This is a genomic window from Peptoniphilus sp. GNH, assembly GCA_021307325.1.
Taxonomy (GTDB): domain Bacteria; phylum Bacillota; class Clostridia; order Tissierellales; family Peptoniphilaceae; genus KA00134.
Genome location: CP089931.1, coordinates 742456 through 765029, shown reverse-complemented (window position 1 = coordinate 765029; position 22574 = coordinate 742456). Strand labels below are relative to the sequence as shown.

19 protein-coding genes are annotated in these 22574 nt (G+C 36.1%); 17 read left to right on the top strand and 2 right to left on the bottom strand.

Annotated features, from left to right (window positions below; all coding sequences use genetic code 11):
* The first annotated feature begins 191 nt into the window (after window positions 1-191).
* Window positions 192-3311 (top strand): isoleucine--tRNA ligase, encoded by a 3120-nt coding sequence (gene ileS, locus LV469_03865; GenBank protein ID UHR03435.1) that lies wholly within the window; start codon window positions 192-194, stop codon window positions 3309-3311.
* An 84-nt stretch (window positions 3312-3395) separates the two neighbouring features.
* Here ileS and LV469_03860 read toward each other — a convergent pair whose 3' ends face one another.
* Window positions 3396-4556: a M20 family metallopeptidase gene (locus tag LV469_03860; GenBank protein UHR03434.1), complete on the bottom strand. Its 1161-nt coding sequence runs from the start codon at window positions 4554-4556 to the stop codon at window positions 3396-3398.
* A 469-nt stretch (window positions 4557-5025) separates the two neighbouring features.
* Here LV469_03860 and LV469_03855 point away from each other — a divergent pair, with 469 nt between their 5' ends.
* From LV469_03855 to larC, 11 genes are all read left to right on the top strand, one after another.
* Entirely contained in the window at window positions 5026-5196 is a 171-nt protein-coding gene (locus tag LV469_03855) for a 4Fe-4S binding protein (GenBank protein ID UHR03433.1), read from the top strand.
* A 134-nt stretch (window positions 5197-5330) separates the two neighbouring features.
* Complete coding sequence (locus LV469_03850) at window positions 5331-5561, top strand: hypothetical protein (protein UHR03432.1); 231 nt, start codon at window positions 5331-5333, stop codon at window positions 5559-5561.
* Between the two features lie 58 nt (window positions 5562-5619).
* Entirely contained in the window at window positions 5620-6999 is a 1380-nt protein-coding gene (tig, locus tag LV469_03845; protein ID UHR03431.1) for a trigger factor, read from the top strand.
* Between the two features lie 29 nt (window positions 7000-7028).
* Window positions 7029-7610 carry an ATP-dependent Clp endopeptidase proteolytic subunit ClpP gene (gene clpP / locus LV469_03840; GenBank protein ID UHR03583.1) on the top strand — a complete coding sequence of 194 codons (582 nt, stop codon included), beginning with the start codon at window positions 7029-7031 and terminating at the stop codon, window positions 7608-7610.
* 1 nt (window position 7611) lies between these two features.
* The gene (clpX, locus tag LV469_03835) at window positions 7612-8847 is read left to right on the top strand and encodes an ATP-dependent Clp protease ATP-binding subunit ClpX (protein ID UHR03430.1); all 1236 of its coding nucleotides are present in this window, start codon (window positions 7612-7614) and stop codon (window positions 8845-8847) included.
* 55 nt (window positions 8848-8902) lie between these two features.
* Window positions 8903-11227 (top strand): endopeptidase La, encoded by a 2325-nt coding sequence (gene lon, locus LV469_03830; GenBank protein ID UHR03429.1) that lies wholly within the window; start codon window positions 8903-8905, stop codon window positions 11225-11227.
* Window positions 11224-11820 carry a ribosome biogenesis GTP-binding protein YihA/YsxC gene (gene yihA, locus LV469_03825; GenBank protein ID UHR03428.1) on the top strand — a complete coding sequence of 199 codons (597 nt, stop codon included), beginning with the start codon at window positions 11224-11226 and terminating at the stop codon, window positions 11818-11820. Before lon ends, yihA begins: the two co-directional genes overlap by 4 nt.
* Before the next feature lie 620 nt (window positions 11821-12440).
* The gene (locus LV469_03820) at window positions 12441-12845 is read left to right on the top strand and encodes a DUF3842 family protein (GenBank protein UHR03427.1); all 405 of its coding nucleotides are present in this window, start codon (window positions 12441-12443) and stop codon (window positions 12843-12845) included.
* A 15-nt stretch (window positions 12846-12860) separates the two neighbouring features.
* Window positions 12861-13616: an ATP-dependent sacrificial sulfur transferase LarE gene (larE, locus tag LV469_03815; GenBank protein ID UHR03426.1), complete on the top strand. Its 756-nt coding sequence runs from the start codon at window positions 12861-12863 to the stop codon at window positions 13614-13616.
* Window positions 13613-14368, top strand: coding sequence for a nickel pincer cofactor biosynthesis protein LarB (gene larB, locus LV469_03810; GenBank protein UHR03425.1), 756 nt, complete (start codon window positions 13613-13615; stop codon window positions 14366-14368). Before larE ends, larB begins: the two co-directional genes overlap by 4 nt.
* Window positions 14365-15600, top strand: a complete 1236-nt coding sequence (larC, locus tag LV469_03805) for a nickel pincer cofactor biosynthesis protein LarC (GenBank protein UHR03424.1) — start codon at window positions 14365-14367, stop codon at window positions 15598-15600. The genes larB and larC overlap by 4 nt, the downstream gene beginning before the upstream one ends.
* Window positions 15601-15650: 50 nt before the next feature.
* Here larC and tyrS read toward each other — a convergent pair whose 3' ends face one another.
* A complete protein-coding gene (gene tyrS / locus LV469_03800; protein ID UHR03423.1) occupies window positions 15651-16877 on the bottom strand; it encodes a tyrosine--tRNA ligase in 1227 nt (408 codons plus the stop codon).
* Between the two features lie 87 nt (window positions 16878-16964).
* On the opposite strand from tyrS, the gene LV469_03795 reads away from it, so the two are divergent.
* The 5 genes from LV469_03795 (at window position 16965) to LV469_03775 (ending at window position 22567) form a co-directional block, all read left to right on the top strand.
* Complete coding sequence (locus LV469_03795; protein ID UHR03422.1) at window positions 16965-18143, top strand: NAD(P)H-hydrate dehydratase; 1179 nt, start codon at window positions 16965-16967, stop codon at window positions 18141-18143.
* Between the two features lie 61 nt (window positions 18144-18204).
* On the top strand, window positions 18205-18558 hold the full coding sequence (locus LV469_03790; GenBank protein ID UHR03421.1) for a type II toxin-antitoxin system PemK/MazF family toxin: 354 nt from the start codon (window positions 18205-18207) through the stop codon (window positions 18556-18558).
* A gap of 82 nt (window positions 18559-18640) precedes the next feature.
* Window positions 18641-20716, top strand: coding sequence for a DUF5693 family protein (locus LV469_03785; GenBank protein ID UHR03420.1), 2076 nt, complete (start codon window positions 18641-18643; stop codon window positions 20714-20716).
* The gene (gene csaB / locus LV469_03780) at window positions 20703-21809 is read left to right on the top strand and encodes a polysaccharide pyruvyl transferase CsaB (GenBank protein ID UHR03419.1); all 1107 of its coding nucleotides are present in this window, start codon (window positions 20703-20705) and stop codon (window positions 21807-21809) included. The genes LV469_03785 and csaB overlap by 14 nt, the downstream gene beginning before the upstream one ends.
* Complete coding sequence (locus tag LV469_03775; protein ID UHR03418.1) at window positions 21806-22567, top strand: WecB/TagA/CpsF family glycosyltransferase; 762 nt, start codon at window positions 21806-21808, stop codon at window positions 22565-22567. Before csaB ends, LV469_03775 begins: the two co-directional genes overlap by 4 nt.
* The last annotated feature ends 7 nt before the right edge of the window (window positions 22568-22574 follow it).

Here is a 22574-nt window from a genome sequence, read left to right as displayed (position 1 = left end):
TACTAAAAGAGATAGAGTGGTTGGTGAAAACTCAAAGTAAAGCTTGCTTCGGATCACTTTCTTTGTCATGGGTAATGCCATGGGGTGACGCCTTATAGTCTTTCGAGCGAAGAAATTCGGAACTTGGGTGGTACCACGATACAATCGTCCCTTGGGCTTATGCCTAAGGGATTTTTTATTAGGAGGAAAGAATGAGCAAATTTGAGAATTTATCTACGGAGAAAGTCAGCATCAGAGAAAACAAAATTGCAGATTATTGGGACAAGATTGACCTGCTCCACAAATCTATAAGTGAAAGAGAGGGCAAGGAACAATTTGTCTTTTATGAAGGCCCGCCTACTGCCAATGGAAAGCCGGGCATCCACCATGTCATGGCAAGGACTTTAAAGGATATGACATGCAGATTTAAGACCATGAAGGGTTATCAAGTAAAGAGAAAAGCTGGCTGGGATACCCATGGCCTTCCTGTAGAAATTGAAGTTGAAAAGAAACTCGGCTTGGATAGCAAGCAGGCCATAGAAAAATATGGAGTTGAAAAATTCAACAAACAATGCAAGGAATCTGTCTTTGAATACGAAAAAGAGTGGCGAGAAATGACAAGAAGAATGGGTTATCTGATTGACTTGGACAATCCATACATCACCTTGAATAATGACTACATCGAAAGCATTTGGTGGATTTTGGATCAAATGTTTAAAGATGGTCTAATCTATGAAGGCCACAAAATTTTGCCTTATTGTCCTAGATGTGGAACTGGCTTAGCTTCACATGAAGTGGCTCAAGGTTATGAAGAAATAAAAACTACTACTGTAACAGTAAAATTTAAAAAGAAAGACAGCGAAAATGAATACTTTTTAGCATGGACCACTACTCCTTGGACTCTTGCATCAAATGTTGCTCTTACTGTTGGACCAGAAATAGACTATGTAAAAGTTAAACATGGATGCTGCGAAGACCATGTAGAATATTACTATCTTGCCAAGGCTCTAGCACCCAAGGTCTTGGGAGATATGGACTATGAAATTGTAGAAGAAATGAAGGGTAAGGATTTAGAATTTGTAGAGTATGAACAACTCATGCCATTTTTAAAGCCTGACAAGAAGGCCTTTTATTTGACCTTGGCAGACTATGTAAGTACAGAAGACGGTACTGGAATAGTTCATACAGCTCCAGCCTTTGGGGAAGATGACTACAATTTGGGAAGGAAATACAAACTTCCAGTTCTAAATCCAGTAGATGAGCAAGGAAAGTACACAGACACTCCTTGGAAGGGCAAATTTGTAATTGATGCTGATATGGATGTAATAATGTATTTGAAAGAAAATAATCTCTTATTTTCTTCTCAAAAGTTTTTACACAATTATCCTCATTGCTGGCGTTGCCACACTCCACTAATATATTACGCTCACCCATCATGGTATATAGAAGTTACCAAGTATAAGGACAAGATGGTTTCCTATAATAAAGAAGTCAACTGGTTCCCGTCTTATGTCGGTGAAAAGAGATTTGGAAATTGGCTAGAAAACTTAAACGATTGGGCAATTTCTAGATCGAGATATTGGGGCACACCTCTTCCAATCTGGAAATGTTCATGTGGTCACACCACAAGTATAGGCTCTAGAAAAGAATTAAAAGAAAGAGCCATAGAAGATATAGACGAAAATATAGAACTTCACAGACCTTATGTTGACAATGTTCACATTAGATGCGACAAGTGCGGAGAAGTGATGACAAGGGAAAAAGATGTAATAGACGTCTGGTTTGATTCTGGTGCTATGCCTTTTGCTCAATGGCACTATCCTTTTGAAAACAAGGAAAATTTCGACAGCCTTTTCCCGGCAGACTTTATAAATGAAGGTATAGACCAAACAAGGGGCTGGTTCTATTCTCTTATAGCTATTGCATCCTATGTAAAGAAGAAAGCCCCCTATAAAAATGTTTTGGTAAATGACCTAATCTTGGATAAGTACGGCAAGAAGATGTCCAAGACCAGAGGCAATACTGTAAGCCCCAAGGATCTATTTGAAAGATATGGAGCAGACGTTGTGCGTTGGTACTTGATGTATGTTTCTCCTGCTTGGACACCGACAAAGTTTGATGAAGATGGACTTAGAGAAATAGAATCCAAGTTCTTTAGATCTCTTAGAAACATCTACAACTTCTTCTCTCTCTACACAGGAACTGACAACATAGACCCCAGAGAATTCAAAGTGCCTTATGAAAAAAGAGATGAAATCGACAAGTGGTTGCTATCTAAATTTAACAACCTAAAAAAGAATGTCGAAGCTGACATGGAAGTGTTTGAATACACAAAAGTTGTAAGAGAAATTCAAGATTTTGTAATAGAAGATCTCTCCAACTGGTATATAAGAAGAAATAGAAGAAGATTCTGGAAGACCGAACAAGATGAGGATAAGATGAGCGTCTACAACACTACCTATGAGGTGCTTTTAGATTTAACTAAGATGATAGCTCCAGTAGTTCCTTTCATATCAGAAGAACTCTTCCAAAAACTTACAGACGGAACTAGCGTTCACTTAGAAGAATATCCAAGTTATGACAAAGGTCTAATAGATGACAAACTAGAAAAGAGGATGGATCTTGTAAGAAAGCTTGTCACTCTTGGAAGGGCATCTAGAGAAAATGCCAAGATAAAGGTTCGTCAACCTCTAAGAGAAGTCTTAATAGACGGAAAGTACAAGCAAATCCTAGCCGGCTTGGATGGCCTCATCATGGAAGAACTAAATGTCAAAGAAGTGGCCTTTGAAGATGACTTATCTCAATTTATGGACTTTTCCTTAAAACCAAACTTTAAGTTGGCAGGCCCAGAAATGGGTAAAGATATCAAAGCGTTCGGTAAATTTTTGCAAGAAAAAGATGCCAAAACACTACTTGATCAACTAGAAGAAAATGAATTTATAGAAGAAAAAATCGGAGAAGGTGTCTATAAGATCAATAAGGACCATGTACTAGTATCAATCACAGCCAAGGAAGGCTTTGATGTAATGATGGAAAACAACGTCTTTGTAATTTTAGATAAGACCTTGGATGAAGCTTTGATAGAAGAGGGCTATGTAAGAGAATTCATATCCAAGATTCAACAAATGCGTAAAGCGCATGATTTTGATGTTTTGGACAATATCAACATATTCTACGAAACAGACAAAGAAGTCAAGAAAGCTTTGGAAAAAGAAAAAGACTACATCAAAAAAGAATGTTTGGCAGAAAAAATCGAATTTTCAAACTTAGATGAAAAAGCTCAAGACCTAAATGGTCATGAAATCAAAATTTTAGTAGAAAAACTTCAATAAACAAAAAGGCTCTCAAGCTGTGCTTATAAAGCAAATAGCTCTGAGAGCCTTTTATTTTATATAAGATATTATTATATCAAAAAATCATTTTAAATATTCACTAGCAATAGTTGCGAAAATAGCAGCACCATAAACCATGGCATCTTCATTAAATAGGACTCCGGGATTATGGTGGGCAAAATCATTTCCTTTCACCTTGCAATTTAGCATTAGATAACTTGTGGGAACTTTTTCTGAAATATAACCCATATCTTCTGATGCCATGATTTGCTTATCGCCAATAGTTTTAAGTTCTTTAAATTTTTTATTTAAAATTTCTATAAATTCTTTAGTCTGACGAGGATCTGAATACACAGATGGAGTTCCAGAAAAAAAGTCCAACTTAATTTTACACTTGCTTTCAAACTCTATGCCTTTTAAAATTTCTGACATTCTATCCTTCATATAAGCTCTAACCTTGGACTCATAAGTCCTCATAGTGCCCTGCATGATTGCCGTATCGGGAATAATATTTGAATTTGAACCAGCACTCAATTGACCAAAGGTTAGGGTAGTGGTAGTTTGAGGAGGATTTTCTCTAGATACTAAATTGCCAAAAGCTCTATAAATGCAAAGAGCTGCATTTATGGGATCTATACATAAGTGGGGATAGGCACCATGGCCTCCCTTTCCTTGAATTTCTATTTTAAAATTGTCACTAGATGTCGTTACATAACCTTCGTTATATTCGATGGAGCCAGGCAAGTCATTTAAAGAGGTATGCAGGGCTAAGGCTGCGTCAACTTTTGGATTTTCTAAGAAACCTGCTTTTATAAATTCTAAAGAACCTTTAAAAATCTCTTCAGCTGGCTGAAACATGAGTTTTATATTTCCCGATAGGTTTTCTTTAATTTCATATAAGATTTGAGCCGCACATAAAAGCATGGCACAATGCAAATCATGGCCACAAGTGTGAGCAGTATTTCCTTTTGGAGAAAAATCAAGACCCGATTCTTCCGCCATGGGAAGGGCATCCATATCAGCTCTTAAAAGTAAAGTTTTGCCTTTTTTGCTACCCTTTATTATTGCGCCTAGACCAGATTTTCCGATTTCGATAGGCTCAAGCCCTATTTCTTCAAGACGACCCTTAATATATTCTTTTGTCTTGGGAAGTTCGAGTCCGAGTTCTGGCATTTGATGTATAATTCTTCTATCCTTTAGCATATAAGAATTTAAAGATTTAGCTCTTTTAAAAAAAATATTCATAAAATTATCCTTTCCAAACAATGAAAAACCAAACTTAATTAAATATTAAGTCGCAAAATTTTTAATGTCAAATTTAATCTTCCCATGAATCTATAATATTAAATTATATAAATACTCTTAGACTGTAAATCAAAAAATTTTTAAGTATAAAAAACTAATTTAAAAGATAAAATTTAGATTAAAAAACTTATAGTGTGATGAGAATCACATTGTGAAAATTCAAAAAAAATATATTCAAAAAATATTTTGCATAAAAATATTAGGGATAAGTACAGTTATAAAAATTTAATTTAACTAAATTCAAAATCACACGAAGATTATAAACATACAAGGTCAAAACAATTTAAAAATGCAAATGATAATGCCTATTATGTGTAAAAATCAGCCTTTAAAGGTTGAAGAAGAAAAAAAACTGTGCTATACTTGCCTTAATTGATAATCAATCAAAAATATTTTTGGAGGGAAAACAATGGCACATAAAATTACAGACGCTTGCATAGCTTGCGGAGCTTGCAAGGCAGAATGTCCAGTAGATTGCATTTCAGAAGGAGCAATTTACGAAATTAACGCAGACGAATGTATTGATTGCGGAGCTTGCTCAGGCGTTTGCCCAACAGGCGCAGCAGTACCTGCAGAATAATCTAAGAACTATTAAAAAAATGTCAAGCTTTGGGGAGCTTGGCATTTTTTTTATTGCGTTTTGTAAGAATTTATAAGGTTTATTATTTTCAAATTTGGGGTAGAATTATAAGTACGCAAAGCAGGAGGTGTCCCATGTCTTTAAAATTTGAAATAGTTAAGCATATAGGAATTCTTTCTAAAGACAGAAATTCCTGGACGAAGGAAATTAATATTGTAAAGTGGGGAGAGAATGCTCCCAAGTACGATATAAGGTCGTGGTCAGAGGATCACAGCAAGATGTCTAAGGGCATCACTCTAACTAAGGAAGAGTTGGATAATTTGTTTGGGGCTTTTAAGGATGAGAATTTAGAAAAAAGCTTGTAAATTAGCCAAAACTATTATAAAATTTTAACATTATGTGATGTTAATTATGGAGGTAGAAATGGTAAAACTTATTAACAAAGAAGGGAATTCTGTTTCATTTGAACTTGTAATTCCTGCAGATGAAATTAGAAATGCACAAAATCAAGTATATTTAAAGAACAAGAAGTCCTTTGTAATTCCTGGATTTCGTAAGGGTCATGTACCTCAAAAGATGATAGAAAATCTTTATGGCAAAGATGTTTTTACAGAAGATGCAATAAATGAAATTTTGCCGGGACTTTATGATGCTGCAATAAAGGAATTAAACCTTAAACCTATTGCCATGCCAGATGTGGACTTCAAGGAAAAATCTGAAAATGGTGATTTGCCATGTGAATTTAAAGTTGAAGTTGAACCTGAGGTTGAAGTCAAAGATTATCTTGGTCTAGAAGTTGAAGATGTAAAATTTGAAGTTACAGATGAACTTTTGGATTCTCTTGTAGAAAATGAAAGAAGAAAGAATGCCAGAATAATAAATGTGGATGACAGAGCTGCAAAGTTAGGCGATAGAGTAAATATAGATTTTGAAGGCTTTGTAGATGGCAAGGCTTTTGAAGGCGGCAAGGGAGAAAATCAAGATCTTGAACTCGGTTCCAAGACTTTTATAGAAGGTTTTGAAGATCAAATAGTTGGCAAAAATCCTGGAGATGAATTTGAAATCGAAGTGACCTTCCCTGAGCAATATCACCAAAAAGATTTGGCAGGAAAGCCTGCTACTTTCAAGATAAAATTAAATTCAATATCTTTTGAAGAGTTGCCAGAGCTTGATGATGAATTTATAAAGGATATTTCAGATTTTGATACGCTTGAAGAATATAAAAAAGATTTGAAAAGCAAAAAAGAAGAAGAGTTTGCCCAAAGAGCAGAAGTTGAGAGAGAAAACAAGGTTGTTGAAAAACTTATAGAACAAGTAAGCGATGATATTCCTGAAGCTATGATAAATACTGTATTGGAATCTGAAATCGAAAATTACAACAGATCTTTGCAAATGCAAGGCATGACTTTTGACAATTACTTGAAGATGCTTGGTTCATCACTTGAAGATTTCAAGAAAGAAAGACGCCCACAAGCTGTATCAACAGTTAAGGCTAGACTTGCAATAGAAGCAGTTCGCCGCCAAGAAAAAATTGAAGTTTCAGAAGATGAAGTAAAGGCTGAAGCTGAAGAAATGGCTAAAAAATATGCAGATGGAGACGAAAAACGCCAAAAAGATTTTGTTGACATGATTTTAAAGGGCGATGTAGAAGGTCTCAAGAAGGATATTGCTTTCAAAAAAGCTGTTAAATTGCTTGTTGAAAATGCAAAATTCATAGAAGCTAAAGAAGAAAAGAAAGCCAAAAAGACAAAGAAAGTAAAAAAAGAAAAAGAGGAAAAAGTTAAAGAGGAAAAAGAGGACTAAGAGTCCCGAAAGGGTGTGATTAAATGGCTTTGGTGCCAATGGTCATAGAACAAACTAGTAGAGGAGAGAGGTCATATGACATTTATTCAAGACTTCTCAAAGATAGAATAATATTTTTAACAGGCGAAGTTAATGACGTCATGGCAGATCTTGTAGTTGCTCAACTCTTATTTTTAGAGTCTGAAGATCCGGACAAGGATATCCAAGTTTATATAAATTCACCTGGAGGATCTGTGTCGGCGGGATTTGCAATTTATGACACCATGCAGTATATAAAGTGCGATGTATCTACAATTTGTGTGGGTATGGCTGCATCAATGGGAGCCATGCTTTTGCTTTCAGGTACGAAGGGCAAGAGATTTGCTCTTCCAAATTCTGAGATAATGATTCACCAACCCCTAGGTGGCGCATCTGGTCAAGCTAGTGATATCATGATTCACGCTGAAAAAATTATAGAGATTAGAAAGAGATTAAATAAAATAATTTCTGAAAGAACTGGTCAAGATCTCAAAAAAGTTGAAAAAGATACGGATAGAGACTACTTTTTATCTGCAAAAGAAGCCATGGACTATGGTATTGTAGATAAGGTAATAGAGACTAGGGAAGGTTGAAATGACAGAAGATAAAAACTTAAGATGCTCTTTCTGTGGCAAAACTAAGGATCAAGTTGAGAAATTGATTGTGGGTCCCAATGTCTACATTTGCAATGAGTGTATTGATCTTTGCGAGCAAATGTTAAGAGCTGAAAAGGAAATGAACAGTCCCAAGATGGATATGAATCTTCCCAAACCAGCCGAAATAAAAAAAGTCTTAGATGATTATGTAATAAAACAAGAAGATGCCAAAAGAGCCTTGGCTGTTGCGGTTTACAACCACTACAAGAGAATAAATTCACTAAATGGGCAAGATGGTCCAGAGCTTTCAAAGTCGAATATTCTCTTGATAGGTCCAACAGGATCTGGTAAGACTTTGCTTGCACAAACTATGGCAAAGATTCTAGATGTACCTTTTGCAATTGCTGATGCCACGTCGCTAACTGAGGCGGGCTATGTTGGAGAGGATGTTGAAAATATAATTTTAAAACTTCTTCAAGCTTCAGACTACAATGTTGAAGCGGCAGAAAAAGGGATAATTTATATTGATGAAATTGACAAAATTGCTAGAAAATCTGAAAATGTATCAATTACAAGGGACGTTTCTGGCGAAGGAGTCCAACAAGCTCTCTTGAAAATAATAGAGGGAAGCGTCGCAAATGTCCCACCCCAAGGTGGAAGAAAACATCCAAGCCAAGAATTTATCCAAGTGGATACTACCAATATATTGTTTATAGTCGGTGGAGCATTTGAAGGAATTGAGAAGATTATAGAACAAAGGATTGGCAAAAAATCCATAGGATTTAATCAAGACTTATCCAAGAATAAAAAGAACATAGGTGCAATTTTAAATCAAGTTCAGACCGAAGACCTAATTAAGTATGGTCTGATACCGGAATTCATTGGAAGATTGCCTGTGACAGTTACCTTGGAAGAGCTTGATGAAAAGGCTCTAGTTCAAATATTGACTGAGTCCAAGAACGCTCTAATAAGTCAGTATGAGTATCTTTTGAAGCTTGACGGAGTGCAACTTCAATTTGAAGCTGATGCCCTTGAAGAAATTGCCAAAAAGGCACTTCTAAAAAAATCTGGAGCCAGGGGTCTTAGGGGTATAATTGAGGACACAATGATGGATTTGATGTTTGAGATACCATCTAGAGATGACATAGAAAAAGTTATAATAACTAAGGCGGCAGTTGATAAAACACAATCACCGATTCTAGTTAAAAAGGAGATTAAAAGTCCTAAAATTTAAGAAAATAAGGATAGGCTCACCTTGTGGGCCTATATTTTTTAAAGAGGAATGCTTGATGATAGAAAATAGAGAATTAAAGAAACTACCAATCATAGCCCTAAGAGATTTGCTAGTCTTTCCAAATACCGTAACCCACTTTGATGCGGGTAGGTCTAAAACAATAGCTGCAATAGAAAATGCAGAAATGCAAGAAGAATCCCTAGTGTTTTTGTCTGGTCAAAAAGATATGAATATTTTAGAGCCAAGTGTTGACGACTTGGAAGAGTATGGAACTGTTGCCAAAATAAAACAAATTGTGAAATTGCCAGCAGGCTATATAAGGGTTCTTGTAGAGGGGATTCATAGGGCTAGGATAAATAAAATTCTCCCAAAAGATAATTATTTTTTTGGTGAGATAGAAATTTTCATAGAAGATGATAAGGAAGACTCAAAAAATCTTCAGGCGGCAAAAAGATTACTAGAAGAAGATTTGAGAATTTATCAAGACTTAAACAGTAAACTTATGCCGGGCTTTTTGCAAAGTGTTTTGGATGAGTCCTCTTATGCTTCTTTTGTGGATACAATTTCTGGTTATTTAAGTCTTGATTTGGAAGATTGTCAAAAGCTTTTAGAGATAGTAGATGTATATGACAGGATGGTCAAGCTTCACGAAGTCTTACAAAAAGAAATAGAAGTGCTAGGGATTGAAAAAAATATAGACGAAAAAGTCCAAGCCAATATGAATAAGGTGCAAAAGGACTATTATCTAAGAGAGCAAATTAAGGTCATTCATAAGGAGCTTGGAGATAGCGAAACCAGTGTGGTCGCTTCTTATTTAGATAAATTGGAAACCAAAAAACTTCCCCAAGAAGTAAAAGAAAAGGCCCTAAAAGAAGTCGAAAAATTAAAAGATATAAATGCGGCATCTCCAGAGTACACAGTCCTTGTAAACTATTTAGATTGGATAGTAGACCTACCTTGGCTAGAATCTTCGGATGAAAGCATAGACATTAAAAAGGCAAGAAGGGTTCTAGATCAGGATCACTATGGACTAAAGGAAGTCAAGGAGAGGATTCTAGAGTTTATAGCTGTAAGAAAACTGAGCAAGGAGCCTACATCTACAATTTTATGCTTGCTCGGCCCTCCCGGAGTCGGCAAGACTTCCATAGCATCATCAATTGCAAGAGCCTTGGACAAGGAATTTGTTCGTATGAGCCTTGGTGGAGTTAGAGATGAGGCCGAGATAAGAGGGCATAGGAGAACTTATGTAGGAGCTATGCCTGGACGAATTATATCGCTTATAAAAAAAGCTAAGAATAACAATCCGGTCTTTCTTTTAGATGAGATAGACAAGGTGGGATCAGATTATAGAGGAGATCCAGCTGCTGGACTTCTGGAAGTTTTAGATCCGGAACAAAATAAGACCTTTACAGATCACTATTTGGACTTGCCATTTGATTTATCCAAGGTATTTTTTATAACTACTGCAAATAATATAGCCACTATTCCTCTGCCTTTGAGGGACAGAATGGAGATAATAAGCCTTGGAGGCTATACTGCTAAAGAAAAGTTTGAAATAGCCAACAAGTATCTACTCTCTAAAAATATAAAAGAAGCAGGCTTAAAGCAAAAAGACCTTTCAATATCCAAGGGAGCCATAAAAGCTATAATCGACTATTACACCAGAGAAGCTGGTGTCAGAGCCTTGGAAAAACAAATATCCAAGATAGCTAGAAAGGCAGCGCTTGAAATTGTGGAAGGCAAAAAAGAAAAGGTAAATGTGACCATAAAAAATCTAAAAGATTATCTGGGATCTGCAAAATTTAGAATAGAAGACCTAGAGGGCAAGGACCAAGTTGGGCTTGTAAATGGTTTAGCGTGGACACAAGTCGGAGGAACAAGTCTTGCAATAGAAGTTACAAGCATGGAAGGCAAGGGAAATTTAATCTTAACAGGTTCTCTTGGCAATGTAATGAAAGAGTCTGCCATGGCAGCCATGTCCTATTTGGCATCTAATGCGAAAAAATATGGACTAAACCCAGACTTTAGAAAGCACATAGATATCCATATCCACGTGCCGGAAGGAGCTGTGCCAAAAGATGGGCCTTCTGCTGGAGTTACCATAGCAACTGCTCTATGCTCAGCCCTAACTGGTAGACCAGTTGACAGATTTGTTGCCATGACAGGAGAAATTACACTTAGAGGAAGGGTATTGCCAATAGGCGGACTCAAAGAAAAGCTTTTAGCGGCATCTAGGATGGGCATAAAAAAAGTGTTTATACCAGCCCAAAATGAAAAAGACCTAAAGGAAATAGAAGAGGACTCCATAAAAGACCTTTGCATAGTTCTTGTAGATGATATAGATCAAATTCTACAAGTTGCCCTGAAGGAGAAGAAATGATTATAAAAAGTGCAGACATTGAAAGAATAGCAGTATCTAAAAAAAATTATCCGCCAGACAATCTTCCAGAGTTTGCCCTTGCTGGCAGATCTAATGTTGGCAAGTCATCTTTTATAAATGCCATGCTTAAAAGAAAAAATCTAGCCAGGACTTCTTCGACACCAGGAAAAACAAGGACAGTAAATTTTTACAATATAAATAATAGCTTGAGACTAGTTGACTTGCCAGGGTATGGATATGCCAAAGTTTCCAAGTCGGAAAGGGACACTTGGGCAGACATAATAAACGAATATATAGAAAATAGGGAATCCCTCTTGGAAATAATTCTTCTTGTAGATATTCGTCATGAGCCAACGGAGCTAGACAAACAGACCTATGAAGCCTTAAATGAATCTGGATTTTCTGGACTCGTACTTGCAACAAAGGCAGATAAAATATCCAAGGGACAAGTGAACAAGCACCTTGATATCATAAGAAAAAGTTTGAGAGTTGAAAATAAAGAAATGGTGATTCCATTTTCATCAGAAAAAAGAGACCAGGTTTCATATGTATGGAGCGTACTCGAAGACATAATAAGACACTATGAAAATTAAAAAAACTGAAAACTTATACAAGAAAGACTATGAGTTAACTCATGGTCTTTTTTATTTTGCTAGTTGGATTTTTTAAATCAAATTATTTCAAAGACTAAAATGAAACAATTACTAGAAAATTTGAATTGGGGCAAAAAAATTTTACAAAATGCACTTTTTGCACTTGACATTCACAGTGCAAGATATATAATTATAAGTGCAATAAGAAACACTATACAATATAAAGCTTGGATATACAGACTTGTATAAGTTTTTTAAAGCTAATAAAAATGTAAAATTTATAAAATCAAAAATCCAAATAAAAAAATAGTGCAAAGATGGTGCGGGTATTATTATAGGAGGAAAGTTTATGTTGTATTTTTTTATAGTTTTAGAATTTTTAATGGTGGCCTTACTTTTGACAGCTTTTGCCCCAGTTAAAGCAAGTCAAGGTAAGACAAAAAGTTTTAGACATTTAGCTGAACACTAAGCTCATATCAAGTTAATAATTTTATAAAATTTGATCAGACTCAGAGTCTGATTTTTTTATTGCTGGCGATTTGGCATTTTTGAAATGATGATTTTTTAAAAAATGTGGCAACATGATATAATTATCTTTAATAATAATTATGGAGTGAAGTATGAATATTTTGGTTATAGACGCCCAAGGCGGAGGAGTAGGAAGACAACTTATACAAGCCATCAAGCAAGTACATGAAGATGTGAAAATAATTGCTGTCGGCACAAACTCAACGGCCACAGGAAATATGTTAAAAGCTGGGGCAGATTTTGGAGCGACTGGAGAAAATGCTGTCGTTGTAAATGCGGCAAGGGCAGATGTCATAGTTGGACCCATAGGAATTTTGCTTACAAATTCCTTATATGGAGAGATCACTGCCAAGATGGCAGAAGCTGTTGGCATATCAAGAGCAAAACGTGTTCTCATTCCGTTTTTGCATGATGACAATGTAATCGTAGGAATCAATGACTATTCAATGAAGACCCTTATAGACTTGGCAGTCAAGGAAGTGGAAAAGTCCATATAATAACAAATTTTATAGGTGTATAGATTGAATTTAGAAAAATTTTTTGAAGAATACAAAAGTGTAGCATTGGCATTTTCGGGAGGAGTCGACTCAGCCTATCTTTTATACATGGCAATAAAGGCCAAGATAAGAGTGAGAGCCTATTATGTCAAAAGCGATTTTCAACCAGATTTTGAACTTAAGGATGCCAAAAGACTTTCAAAAGAGCTTGGAGCTGATATGAAGATAATAGAAATGGATGTATTGGAAAATGCTGACATAGCAAGAAATCCCAAAGACAGGTGCTATTATTGTAAACACGAAATTTTTGGAACAATTTTAAAAGTTGCCAAAGAAGATGGCTTCAAGGTACTCATAGATGGAACAAATGCTTCCGACTCAGAAGCTGATAGACCGGGGATGAAGGCCAAAAGCGAGTTGAAAGTTCTATCTCCTTTGAGGATGGCAGGACTTAGTAAGCATGATATAAGAGAACTTTCAAAAGAGGCGGGGCTTTTCACATGGGATAAGCCCTCTTATTCTTGTCTTGCAACGAGAATGGAGATAGATAAAAAGATAGATAGAGATGACCTAAAGAGGACGGAGAGTGCAGAGGATTTCATGAGAGATCTGGGATTTTCTGATTTTAGAATTAGAAATTTAAACAAGGGAGCCAAAATTCAGCTAAGAGATGGAGATTTTCAAAGATTTTTTTCTAAGCGGGCTCAGATATATAAAAGACTTATAAGAGATTATGAATTTGTAGTTTTAGATTTGGAGGTGAGGTCATGAAAACTGATATAAAAAAACTTTTATTGGGTGTAAAGGATGGCTCGGTTTCCATAGAAGATGCCCTTTTGGAGTTAAAAAGGAGCCCCTTTAAAGATATTTCTTATGCCAAGATTGATTTACATAGAAAAATTATAAAGGGCAGTCCAGAGGTGATTTATGGAGCTGGCAAGACAGCAGAACAAATAAGTGGCATAGTAAAACTCATGCTTGAAAATGGACAGGAATCTATTTTGATAACCAGAATGGATGAAAATAAAAATGAAATACTTGCAAAAGTTCATCCAGTGCAATATTATCCCCAAGCTCAAGTAGGAATAGTTGGGCAAAAAAGAAAGCCAGATGGGATTGGCAAAATAATAGTTGCAACTGGAGGCACAAGCGATATAGGAGTTGCAGAAGAAGCAGCCTTGACAGCCGAAATGATGGGCAATGAAGTTTTAAGGCTTTATGATGTGGGCGTAGCGGGTTTACATAGGCTCTTGTCATATTCAGATGAGCTTATGAAGGCGAGCGTTGTAATTGCCATAGCAGGTATGGAAGGGGCCTTGGCATCTGTAATAGGAGGACTTGTAGATTGCCCTGTAATAGCAGTGCCTACAAGCGTAGGATATGGAGCATCTTTTAACGGACTGGCAGCACTTTTATCAATGCTCAACTCATGTTCATCTGGGGTCAGCGTTGTGAATATAGACAATGGATTTGGAGCAGGTTATCTAGCAAATATGATTAATCACATGGAGGCTAAAAATTGAGAACTTTGTATTTAGAAACAGGCATGGGTGCAGCCGGAGATATGATAGGCGCATCTTTATTGGGGCTTTTTGAAGATAAGGATAAAATTATAGAAGACCTAAATGGGATTGGCATCGATGGGGTTACATTTGCATATGCAAATGTAGATAACAAGGGCATATATGGGATTGATTTAAGGGTCATGATAAATGGAGAAGAAGAAAAGGTGGAAGACTACCACGACCATCACCATGACCACGACCATAACCACGACCATGACCACCACCATGACCACGACCATCACCATGTTCACAGAACAATAGCAGATGTAAAGGAGATAATAAAAAATACAAGTCTAGAAACAAAACTTGCAGATCAGGTTGTCGCCATATATGAAATTATAGCCGAAGCCGAGGCTCTTGCACACAATAAGACAGTAGATGAAGTTCATTTTCATGAGCTGGGCAATTTGGATGCAATAGCTGATATAAGTGCCACCTGTTATATGATTTCAAAATTGGCACCCGAAAAAATTTTGGCTAGTCCAGTAAATGTTGGTAGGGGATATGTGAAGTGCGCCCATGGAATCCTTCCAGTGCCTGCTCCAGCAACAGCCCATATACTAAGAGGTGTTCCGTCTTATGCCAGTAGCGTTGAAGGAGAGCTTTGCACTCCGACAGGAGCTGCTCTTTTAAAATATTTTGTCGATGATTTTTGCCAATTGCCGCAAATGAAAATAGAAAAAATAGGCTATGGCATGGGCAAAAAAGAATACAAAATCCTAAATTCCGTAAGGGCATTTTTGGGCGAAGTAGAAAGCTTGGGAGCTGATGAAGATGTATATGAGCTTTCTTTGAATGTAGATGATATGACTGGAGAGGACATATCATATGCAGTAGATCGAATCTTTGAGGCTGGCGCTTTTGAAGTCTATACAATTGCCATAGGAATGAAAAAATCGAGGCCGGGCATTTTATTAAGAGCCATGGTAGACAAAAAAAATAAGCAAAAAGTAATAAGGTCCATGTTTAAGCACACTAGCAGCATAGGACTTAGGGAAACAAAAACTAAGAGATATATATTAAAAAGAGAATTTCAAGAAATTGAAAGCAATCAGGTAAAGGTCAGGAAAAAAATATCTAGGGGCTATGGAGCCGTAAAAGAAAAATTAGAGTATGAGGACTTGGCAAAACTTGCAAGAGAAAAAGGAGCAAGCCTATCTGAAATTAGAAAACTACTTGAAAATTATTAAAAAAAGCATTGAGTGATTTACCGCTCAATGCTTTTTAAATGCTGCTTATTTTATTTTACTAAAATTTTGTGGTAGACTTTTTTGCCTTTTTTGATTATCAATTCATTATCGATTAAATCCTTATCAGAAAATACATACGAAGAATCTTGAATTTTTTCATCGTTGACACTGACTCCACCTTGTTCTATAAGACGTCTTGATTCTGAATTAGATTTTACAAGGCCTGCCTTTTTCATTGCTTCTACAAGAGAAAGACCGTCAAATTCAGCTTTAGAAATTTCAGTAGTAGGCATATTTTCAGAAGATTGACCCTTGCTAAAGATAGAACTAGCAGCTTCTAGAGCCTTGTTAGCTTCGTCTTCTCCATGGACATCTTTTACAACTTCAAAAGCGAGTCTTTCCTTGACCTTATTTAGATCTTGACCAGTTAACTTTTCATATTCTTTGATTTCTTCCATTGGAACTAGAGTCAAGAGCTTCATAAACTTTACAGCATCTCTGTCATCACAGTTTCTCAAGTATTGGAACATCTCGTAAGCAGAGGTCTTTTCCTTGTCAAGCCAGATGGCACCCTTTTCAGTCTTGCCCATCTTGCGACCATCAGCAGTTGTCAGAAGGGAGAAGGTCATTGCATAAACCTTGTCTCTTTCCATTTTTCTTACTAACTCATAGCCACCAATCATGTTTGACCATTGATCGGATCCACCAAGCTCCAACTTACATTTGTGCTTTCTGTAAAGATGCAAAAAGTCATAAGATTGCATCAGCATATAGCCAAATTCAAAGAAGGTCAGTCCCTTATCCATTCTATTTTTATAGCAGTCGAAAGTGAGCATCCTATTTACAGTAAATTGTCTGCCGATTTCTCTCATAAACTCCAAGAAATTTAAATCCAAGAGCCAATCGCCATTATTTTCAAAAATGCCCTTGCCGTCTGAAAAATCTATAAAATGCGAAAGTTGTCTTTTGAAACATTCAGCATTGTGGTCGATTGTTTGCTTAGTCAAAAGCTTTCTCATATCTGACTTGCCGGAAGGATCGCCTATTAGAGTAGTTCCTCCACCTATAAGAGCTATTGGTCTATGACCTGCTCTTTGCATATGTTGCATAACTCTTACTTGGAGAAAATGACCCAAGGTAAGAGAATCTGCAGTACAGTCAAATCCTATATAGAAAGTAACTTTTTCCTTGTCGAAAAGTTCTTTTAATTCTTCGAAGTCTGTGGCTTGGTCTATAAAACCTCTTTCTTCTAAAACATCATAAACATTTCTATTCATAAAACACCTCATTTTTCCTTTGAATATAACTCTAACTCATTGAAATGGACTTGTCAATTTAGCTATAATAAAAGAAGGAGTGGTTTTATGGCGATAGACATTATAAGAATTTCAAAAGTTGAAAAAATTTTCAAAAAACATGGACAAAAATTCTTAGAAAAAGTATTTAATGATCAAGAAATTTTACATATTCAAAAAAAAGCTTTTAGGGCCCAGACTATAGCTGGGATTTTTTCAGCAAAAGAGGCTGTTTTAAAGGAGATTGGTACAGGGATAAAAGGCAATTCTCTAAAAGATGTAAATATATTTTACGACTCTAAGGGCAAGCCGTTTGGGAGTCTTTTCAAGAAAACCTTTGATATATCAATAAGCCATGAAGGAGATTATGCTCTGGCATCAGCCTTAAAAAAAGATGAAGATTTTTTTGAAGTGGATGATTTTTTCAAGGGACTTTTGAAAAAAAGAAAAGATGATTCTCACAAGGGCGACTATGGAAAACTTGCTATAATATCAGGCTCTAAAGGCATGATAGGCTGCGCCTGGCTTGCAAGTGGAGCTGCTCTTAGAAGTGGGGTAGGTCTAGCCTACCTTCTAGCAAGACAAGACTATGCAGATGCCCTATCTGTAATATCCAAAGAGGCCATAGTAAAAGTTTTTAAAAATAAAGAGGAAGAAGTGGAATTTTTATCTGGCATGAATGCCATCCTCATGGGGCCCGGCATCTATGTAGACAAAAAAAATCGTGAAATTTTGACCGAAATTTTAAAAATGGACAAGAAGGTGCTTTTGGATGCTTCAAGTTTTGATCTCTTAAAGGATAATTTAGACCTTTTAAAATCAAAAGCCGACAAGGTCTTGACTCCTCATCTGGGAGAATTTTCAAAACTCACAAACATCTCCATAGAAGAAATAAAGAAAAATAAGTTAAATCTTGCCAAGTCTTTTGCAAAAGAACAAGGGGTTGTACTAGTTCTAAAGGGGCACAAGACCATAGTAACTGACGGGGATAGGCTCTATGAAAACCATACTGGAAATCCGGCAATGGCAAAAGCTGGTTCAGGCGATGTTTTAAGTGGTATAATCTCAGCTCTTATGCCAAGAATTGAAGATACCTTCATGGCATCAGCTTTAGGAGTATATATTCATGGGCTTGCTGGAGATTTTGCAGCAGAAAAACTCGGACAAGAATCAGTTTTGGCAAGAGATCTTATTTCAAACATCTATAAAGTTTTTAAATTCGGGCAAAATTTGTATAAAGACGAGTAAATTCTTTGACATTAGCTTGTCATTAATTTAAAATTATCTTATAAAGTAATGTAGGTGGAATATGATTATAAAAAGAGGAGATTTATATTATGCGGATCTCTCTCCGGTGATTGGCTCGGAACAGGGTGGTGTAAGGCCTGTGCTTATACTTCAAAATGATATAGGTAACAAATATTCACCAACCACTATTGTTTCTGCCATCACTTCTTCTCAAGGCAAGGCAAAGCTACCTACTCACGTGAGAGTTAAAGCTGACCATATTACCCTTCCTAAGAACTCTGTTATACTTTTAGAGCAAATTAGGACAATTGATAAGAAAAGACTGAGGGAGAAAATAGGCAGGTTAAGCAATGACACCATGGATCAAGTTGATAAGGCCTTGAAGGTGAGTCTAAATCTTGGATCTAGTACATAAGAAAACGCTCATATTATATGGGCGTTTTCTACTGTGTTATATAAAATTCAAATTTATATATTAGTTTTATTTTGGAGGAAAGATGAAAAGAAAATACCTAATTATGATAATTTTCCTTTCAATTCTTGTATCAAGTATTTTTGTATTTGAAAGAACTAGAATTGAAAAAAACTATAGAAATTATGACATTGTTGCAGATTATGGCGATTTTTCAAGTATGGCAATGGACAGGCAAGAAGATTTAGGCACTTATTTTAGAGAACTAAAAGAAAATGGAATAAATACCGTTGCAATTTCCGAAGAAAGTATAAATAGTATAGAAAATGAGTTCGATTCTAACTTGACAAGCAAAGTCATAGGAAGTGAACTCATCTTAGAAGGTAAGCCAGAAGAAATAGCATTTATAAAAGAAAACTTAAATAGCACTCTAAAAGAAAAAAGAGAAGTAAGAGATATATCAGCTACTAAAATAGCTCTTGGTATGAAACATACAGATCTTTTGAATTTAAGGCAAGCGGCCTCAAAAGATTTTGAAAAGATTACCGACAGGACAAGCAAGGGTTCAGCCTTAGAATTTATTGGTCTGGGCTTTGATGCTAAAAAGATAAAGATAGTAAAAGATGCGGGACTTAAAGTGATTTTAAGACCGAACTTTGACCCGAGATATCAAGACGGACAAAGCGCCATGGAGAGATTTTTTAAGACAATTGACCAATTTGGTCTAGAAAAGTCATATGTAATTTTTTCTGGTAAGGCAGTCTATGGAGCTAAGGAAGACACAAACGAAACTCTAGATAAGTTTGCGGAAGAATTAAATAAAAGAGATATGTTTATTGGACTTGTGGAAGCACCAAACCAAAGGGGACACTTAGACCTTGCGGGCGGAAATGCTCTTGTAATGCGTCCTGATGTCAAAATGGCAAGAGTTTTCTCGACTTGGGACTTCATTCAAAGAGAATATGACTACAAGATTCCTGGTCACCAAGAAGGCGAGGAGATAGCCAATGTGTATTTCAGAGCAGTAAGCGAGAGAAATTTGGCATCTGTCTATGTGAGAGCCTTTATAAAAGATAAGCAAGTCATATCAGATCCAGCAGCTTATGGAAAAGTCTTTAAATCTTTAGAGACAAGACTTGACAGGCTCGGATTTAAAAATGCAGATATAAGACCCATGGCAGAATGGGAAGTCAATCAAAAGCTAAAAGCACCAATTGCAATTGGCATTGTGGCTGCTGGAGTCCTTCTAGTGTCCATAATATTTGCACCAGGACTAGTGGTGGAAGGTGTTCTTCTTATATTGGGAATAATTTTAGCACTATTTTTCTATGGTCTGGGTAAAAAATTGGCATTTGCAGATACCTTCTTCAACCTCTTGGGAATTGTAATCTTCCCTTCACTAGCCCTCTGTTTTGTCTTGTCGGCCTACAATAAATACAGGGCCGATGGCATAGTTCATAGGACTTTTGAATCATATGGCAAGGGTCTAGGCATACTTTTGTGTTCAGTACTCATCTGCTTTATAGGTGCCTTGATGGAGGTTTCCCTTCTAAGTGGAACCAATCACCTAATGGAAATGGTTATATTTAGAGGAGTAAAAATTTCTCAAATTCTTCCAATAATAATATCTCTATTTATTTTTGGAGCCTTTGTTGGCTTTGACAGGGAAAGAGTGAGTGACAGCCCAAGATTTTCAATAAAAGAAGCTCTATCTGTAATGGATAAAAAAATCGCCTTTTGGCATGTTTGTTTGGGAGTGCTTGTCATGATTGGACTTTTCCTCTTCCTTCTAAGAAGTGGAAATACTAATGTAAAGCCGTCCACAATAGAACTGCTCTTTAGAAATAAGATGGAGCATATCATGCCTGTAAGACCGAGGACCAAGGCCATTTTTATAGGATATCCAGCCCTGGTTAGTCTAATCTATATAGCCCTTAAAAAGAAATCAGAAATTTTCGTAATTTTTCTTACCCTAATGGCATCAATAGGTCAGGCTAACTTGGTAAATACCTTCTCTCATATAAGAACGCCCTTTATAATTTCCCTATTGAGAATTAGCGGTGAATATGTGGTTGGGATACTCGTTTCAATCATCTGGATTTTATTTATAGAGCTAATAGGTATGCTCTACAATAAATATATAAAAAATGAAAAAGCGTAAGATCATGATTTCTGGCTATTATGGCTTTAACAATACAGGCGATGAAGCGATCCTAAAAGGCATAATCGATTCGATAAGAAAAAAAAGACAGGACTTAGACTTGCTTGTCTTGTCCAAGTATCCAGAATTTACAGAAAAAAAATATGGCGTGGCATCAATATCTAGAAATAACTTCGCTAAGATAGCAAAAGAACTCAATACGACAGATGTATTTTTGAGTGGGGGAGGGTCTCTTTTGCAAGATGTGACTAGCAAAAAATCCATTTTTTATTATCTTTTTCTGATAAAGATGGCAATGAAAAAGTCTGTAAAGACAATGATTTTTTCTCAAGGGATAGGTCCAATAAATAGTCCTATTTCTAGATTTTTTGCAAAGCGCATACTAAATCAGGTCGATGTTTTGAATGTAAGAGATCAAAAAAGTATGGACACATTAAGAAAACTTGGCATAAAAAGGGAAATTCTCTTGACAACAGACACCGTATTTGGAATAAATAAACCAGATCTCGAAATAGGACGACAAATTCTAAAGACCTATGGACTTGACCTTTCGAAAGATAGTCTTGGAATTTCAATTTTGGATTGGAAGGATAAGGGCTATCGCACCTTGATTGAAATGACAAGGGCAATAAAACTATTCACCCAAAAAAGAGATGTAAATATAATAATCAATCCTCTCTACTACTATAAGGACATGGCAATCTCGGAAGAATTGTATAAAAAAATAAAAAGCTTTCACGATAAGGTGTTTTTAATAAAAGACTATGGTCACATAAATGATTATCTGTCAATAATTGGAAATACAAAAGCCTTTTTATCTATTAGGTTGCATGGACTCATCTTTGCATCCCTTATGGGCTCTTATCCTATTGGTATTTCTTATGATCCAAAATGTGACGGCTTTATGATGGAGCTTGAAAGAAAAAATATACAAAAAATCGAAGACTTTGACGGAGCGCTTTTGGCACGAGAATTGGAAGAGGCTTTTTTAAGCAAGGAAGCCAATCCAGATCTAATGAAAGATAGGCTGGAAGTTTTTTATAAAAAAAGTGAAATTCATATAGATAAATTATTGGAGCTTGTGGACTCATGACAAGAAATAAGATAAGCATATTTGGTGTCGAAATTTTAAATGTGACATTTGAAGAAAGTGCCAAAATTTTAAAGGAATTTTTACAAGAAAACAAACTGCACACCATAGTAACACCCAACACAGAGATTGTGATGGCATGCAAAAAAGATGAAAAACTAAAAAATCTGATAAATGATCAAGACTTGGTAATACCTGATGGGATAGGCCTTGTAATTGGCAGTAAAATTAGAAAAAAGCCTCTCAAAGAGAGAGTTACAGGCTTTGACATATCCATGGAGCTTATTAAAATAGCTCACGAAGAAGGATATAGCCTATATCTTTTGGGAGGAGAACCGGGCATAGCCTTGCAAGCTCAAAAAAAGTTGCAAGAGAGCTTTCCGGGTCTTGATATAGTCGGCACTCAACATGGATACTTCAAGGGAACCCACTTGGGGCAGAAGGGGCATCCAGAAGAGCTCGCTGTTATAGCAGATATAAATGAAAAAAAACCGGATATAATTTTTTTGGGACTGGGATTTCCCAAGCAAGAAATTTGGATAGAAGAGTATAGGAATAAGTTAAAATCGAAAATAATAATAGGCAATGGTGGAGTTTTGGATGTGATAGCAGGCAAATCTAAAAGAGCACCGGAAATTTTCATCAAGCTCAACTTAGAATGGCTTTATAGACTGCTAAAGGATCCATCTAGGATAAAAAGGCAGATGGCTATTCCTAAATTTTTGTTTTCGATAATGACGGATAAGGATGCGGTTAAATAAGGAGGAA